The organism is Lutibacter sp. (assembly GCF_040883305.1).
GTDB lineage: Bacteria > Bacteroidota > Bacteroidia > Flavobacteriales > Flavobacteriaceae > Lutibacter.
On sequence record NZ_JBFLKT010000116.1, the window covers coordinates 1 to 5,103 of the forward strand.

Below are 5,103 nucleotides of genomic sequence, written 5' to 3' on the forward strand. Positions count from 1 at the left end.
AAATGTTCTGCTTCAGAAATGTCTTCTTTAGTAAATTGTTTTTTTACAGGGATTCCTTCAGGAGTATTCCAAACGTCTTGATTCTCTGAAGTGGCTGAAGTTTGTTTTACAACTGAATTTAATTTTATATTTGAAAAATCTGGTTTCATACTTCTTAAGATTTTAATGTTTTTTGAACTTTATTCTGAATTTTAGAAAGTGTTACTAGTACATCTGATCTCATATTTACAACACCATCTAAACCAGCTTCAGTTAATTCATCCATATTTTTTGGAGCACCGGCTAATAACAATACTTTATCGTTATTTAGTACTCTAAATGCTTTTACAAAATCAACTGCTGTTGTGTCGTAATCTTCATCTGAACTACAGATAACAACAACGTGAGCGTCTGATTTTGCACTTTCTGTAGCCGCAATTTCAGCACTATTAAAACTTTGTTCTTGTAAAACATTAAATCCGCTTACACCAATAAAATCGTACGCAAAAGCAGCTCTGGCTTTACGCATATTTAAGTTTCCGTAACTAGCTAATTGTACAATTGGGCGAATGTTAGTTTTAGCAACTAATTCTTCAGTTTTTCTTCGTAAAGCTTCAATTTCTAATGATGCTCTTCTTGGAGTTAATACTTTTGAATTATCATTAGCACCTTCTGAAAGAATATCAGCAGCAACAGTTTCCATTAAGTTAGGGTATTTGTTAACACCTACTAATGGAGTTCTACGTTGGCTGATTAATTTTAATTTTTGAAGTCGAATTTCAGCAATTTGTTGTTGAATTGTTTCGTTTTCAAAAGCAGTATAAAAACCACTTGCAGCTTCAATAGATTTAAATAATTCCAACGCTTTCTCAGCTATTTTTGAAGAAACTTCTTCAATATAGTAAGATCCATCAACTGGATTTGAAACTTTTCCAAAGTAAGATTCTTCTCTTAAAATCGTAGTAATGTTACCAGCAATTCTACTTGAGAAATCTGAAGGGTTTTTAAATTCTTTATCGTAAGCATCAATTAAAATACCATCTACATTTCCTAAAATTGCAGACATTGCCTCAGTAGTACAACGTAACAAATTAGTTTCAGCATCTGTAATTGATTTACTCCAAATTGAAGTTTTTGCTGTAATTGTATTTGAAAAATCAGCAACACTATATTTAGCAGCAACTTCAGCTAATAAACTGTTGAATGCTCTAAATTTACCAATTTCAACAAAATATTCTAAACCAATTGCGAGTTTAAAGTTTAAGTTGTTAAATATTGTTTGTGCCTCAATACCTTTTTCTGAAAGTTTTTCAATTAAGAAAACCAACGAATTTAAAGTGTATGCAATTTCTTGAACTTGGTTTGCACCTGAATCTAAATATTCAGTTCCTGAAATTGTAATTGCCTTAAAGTTTGGGAAATTTGCAGTTAATTTAACTAATTCTGCAGCAACTTTAATTTGATTGTTATCAAAAGAACCAGTTGTAACATAATTAGAAATAATTCCAGTGTTTACAAAACCTTTTAAATCACTTCCTTTTGCAAAGGAAACAAGATCTATAATAAATGCAACTGCGTTAGAAGCTATTTCAAATGAGACACTTGTTTTATTTAAATTTATTCCGTTTAAAAGTTCTGCAACGTCTACTTTATTATCTAAAGTAAAAATAATTCCGTTCATTCCTTCTTCAACAGCTTTAATAGCCAGTTTATTTCCGTTTTCGGTAGTTGTTACCTTAACACTGCGGTAATTTACTAAAGATTGTGAATTTTCTCCTGTATTTTGAAGTTGTTCAATCTTATCTTCATTATTGTAACAAGGTTGAATGTTGATACCACTTAAGTTTTTCCAAACTAGTTTTTTATCAAAATCAGCTCCTTTTAAATCAGCTGTCACTCTTTCCATCCACTGTTCAGTTGTAACTGGAGGGAATTCAGAAAAAAGTGTTTTATTTTTATTGCTCATAATTTAATATCTATGAAATTATTTAATTGCTAAACTACTTCCAAAACGCTCAAAAATAGCTTTGTCTAATTCTTCTCTATGATCAGGATGCGCTACATTTCTTAATGCAACTGCACGTTGTTTTAGTGTTTTACCAAATAGTTCTGCCACACCATATTCCGTTGCTACATAACGAGCGTGTGCACGTGTAGTTACAACACCAGCTCCAGGTTTTAATGATGGAACAATTTTAGAAACACCTTTTAATGTTGTTGATGTAACTGCAATAATTGGTTTTCCACCTTTTGATAAAGCTGCACCACGCATAAAGTCCATTTGACCACCTACACCTGAGAACATTCTTGTACCAATAGAATCTGCACAAACTTGCCCCGTAAAATCAATTTCAATAGCTGAATTAATAGCAGTTACTTTTGGGTTTTGACGAATGATAGCAGTATCATTAACATACGCAATATCTAACATTTCAATTTCTGGATTGTCATCCATAAAATCGTATAAACGACGCGTTCCCATAGCGAAACCAGAAATAATTTTATAAGGGTTTACTTTTTTTTGTGAACCATTTACAACTCCAGTTTCAACTAGGTCTACAATTCCTTCAGAAAACATTTCGGTATGCACACCTAAATTTTTATGATTTGTTAAATAGGTTAAAACAGCATTTGGAATACCACCAATACCCATTTGAAGTGTAGAACCATCCTCAATAATTTCGGCAATATTTTTCCCAATAGATTTTTCTGCTTCAGTTGGCGCAACAAATTTCATTTCATGAATTTCTTCATCAACCATTACGCAAGCGCTGAAATGGTTTAAATGCACTAGGGCATCACCAAAAGTACGTGGCATTTTAGGGTTTATTTGTGCAATTACTTTTTTTCCTTTTTCAATACCTGCAATTACAATATCTACAGATACTCCTAAAGAACAAAAACCGTGTTTATCTGGTGGAGAAACATTTACCAGCACAACATCTAAATCCATATATCCTTCTCTAAATAAACTAGGAATGTCACTTAAAAAAATTGGAATATAATCAACGGTATCGCCAACCATTTTTCTAACATTTCCACCAATAAAGAAAGCACTCGTATGAAAACTTTCTCTTAATTCTGGAGCTGTATATCCACATTCTCCTTCGGTATGTAAGTGACAAACTTTTACGCCCTTTAGTTCAGGTCCGCGCGCTACCATGGCACGGATTAACGTTTGAGGTGTTGCTGAACCTCCTTGAATTAAAACTCTATCTCCAGATTCGATTAATTTAACAGCCTCACTTGCTGTCATAACATTTGGTATTTTCATTTTCTAATAATTTGTAGTACTATTTAATATTTATTTATCCTAAAAAACTTAATATAATACCTGCAGCAATTGCAGAACCAATAACCCCTGAAACATTTGGAGCCATTGCATGCATTAATAAATAATTACTTGGATCGGATTTTAATCCTTCATGATGCACAACTCTTGCACTATCGGGTACTGCTGAAACTCCTGCTGCACCTATTAATGGATTTATTTTATTATCTCCTTTTAAGAATAAATTCATAAACTTAGCGAACAATACACCACCACATGTTGCAATAACAAAAGATATTGCACCTAAGCCAAATATTAACATAGAGTCTTTTGTTATAAAGATATCTGCTTGTGTTGAAGCACCTACAGTAACACCTAATAGAATTGTTACTATGTCAATTAATTTTGTTCGAGCTGTATCTGCTAATCTTTCGGTTCTTCCAGATTCTTTTAATAAGTTTCCAAAGAATAACATACCTAATAATGGTAATGCGCTAGGAGAGATAAACAATGTTAAAATTAAAGCTACAACCGGAAAAATCATTTTTTCTTTTTGAGTTACAGCTCTTGGTGGTTTCATTTTAATTTTTCTATCCTTTTTTGAAATTAATAAACGCATTAGAGGAGGTTGAATTACCGGAACTAAAGCCATATATGAATATGCGGCTATTGCAATAGGCCCAATTAAGTTTTTAACAGTTGTACCATCTGCTAATATGTTTATTCCGTTTGCTAACTTAGATGATAGGAAAATTGCAGTAGGACCATCGGCACCACCAATAATTCCAATTGCACCAGCTTCAGGGAGGCTAAATCCTAAATAAAGAGCTCCCATAAAAGTTGCAAATACACCAATTTGTGCCGCAGCACCTAAAAGCATTAATTTAGGATTTGCAATTAAGGATGAAAAATCAGTCATTGCCCCAATTCCTAAAAATATTAGTGGAGGATAAATACCTTTTACTACTCCAAAATATAAATAATTTAGAACGGATCCTGTTTCGTAAATTCCAGTTTGATTTCCAGCAATAAAAGGTATATTCCCAAGAATTACCCCTGTTCCTATTGGAATTAAAAGTAGCGGTTCGTAATCATATTTTATTCCTAAAAATATAAAAACAATCCCTATAACAATCATAAGTGCGTGTCCGGATGTTACATTAGCAAAACCCGTATAATTGTAAAATTGTTTTAGTCCTTCAAAAGCTCCATTATAGGAATTAGTTTCTTCAATAGTATCAACTTGTTCAGTTGTTACAGAAGAATTAATATTATTTGAGTTTGTATTTGTGCCTAAACCGAGTGCTGGTCTAATAAAAATCAATAATGATAAAACACAAAATATTACTATTACTTTCTTCATTTTTTTTCTTTTAAAGAATTATTTGTTTTCAAATTATAAAATTCAAATAATTCAGAAATTTTTATTCGAGTTCTATCATTAATTCATCTTGCAATACTTGTTGTCCAACATTAATTCTAATGGCAGTTATGGTTCCTGCTGTTTCACAAACAATATTGTTTTCCATTTTCATTGCTTCCAGCACTAACATTCTGTCTCCAACTTTAAGTACATCACCCACTTTTACATCAATTGACATTACTACTCCAGGAATTGGCGCAACAATTTTAGTTGTTTGAGATTTTGGATTTACTTTTAAAGGTTCGGTTGGTCTTTTAGATGCTGAGCGCACTAACGTAGGAGTTTTGGTTTTTTTAAATTCCTCACTCATTTTTACAGCATAACTAGTACCATTTACCTCTAAATTGATAATATTATCTTCGTATGATTTTATATGAACGGTATAGCCGTTTTCGTTTACTTTGAATTTATAAGTTTTCATGTTTTACAA

Annotated in this window: 4 protein-coding genes; all 4 read right to left on the reverse strand. The window is 32.0% G+C overall.

The genetic code is table 11. The features are described from left to right. Positions 1–154: 154 nt before the first annotated feature. Positions 155–1,945, reverse strand: a complete 1,791-nt coding sequence (locus tag AB1Z17_RS03580; RefSeq protein WP_368050425.1) for a methylmalonyl-CoA mutase family protein — start codon at positions 1,943–1,945, stop codon at positions 155–157. An 18-nt stretch (positions 1,946–1,963) separates the two neighbouring features. Further along, the gene (locus AB1Z17_RS03585) at positions 1,964–3,253 is read right to left on the reverse strand and encodes an acetyl-CoA hydrolase/transferase family protein (RefSeq protein ID WP_368050426.1); all 1,290 of its coding nucleotides are present in this window, start codon (positions 3,251–3,253) and stop codon (positions 1,964–1,966) included. A gap of 34 nt (positions 3,254–3,287) precedes the next feature. Beyond that, the gene (locus AB1Z17_RS03590) at positions 3,288–4,613 is read right to left on the reverse strand and encodes a sodium ion-translocating decarboxylase subunit beta (RefSeq protein ID WP_368050427.1); all 1,326 of its coding nucleotides are present in this window, start codon (positions 4,611–4,613) and stop codon (positions 3,288–3,290) included. Positions 4,614–4,674: 61 nt separating this feature from the next. Further along, complete coding sequence (locus AB1Z17_RS03595; RefSeq protein WP_368050428.1) at positions 4,675–5,094, reverse strand: biotin/lipoyl-containing protein; 420 nt, start codon at positions 5,092–5,094, stop codon at positions 4,675–4,677. Positions 5,095–5,103: the final 9 nt, after the last annotated feature.

Bases quoted from the DNA above. Each gene is read 5' to 3' on its own strand.
- AB1Z17_RS03580 (WP_368050425.1), bottom strand. From the start codon at position 1,945: ATGAGCAATAAAAATAAAACACTTTTTTCTGAATTCCCTCCAGTTACA.
- AB1Z17_RS03585 (WP_368050426.1), bottom strand. From the start codon at position 3,253: ATGAAAATACCAAATGTTATGACAGCAAGTGAGGCTGTTAAATTAATC.
- AB1Z17_RS03590 (WP_368050427.1), bottom strand. From the start codon at position 4,613: ATGAAGAAAGTAATAGTAATATTTTGTGTTTTATCATTATTGATTTTT.
- AB1Z17_RS03595 (WP_368050428.1), bottom strand. From the start codon at position 5,094: ATGAAAACTTATAAATTCAAAGTAAACGAAAACGGCTATACCGTTCAT.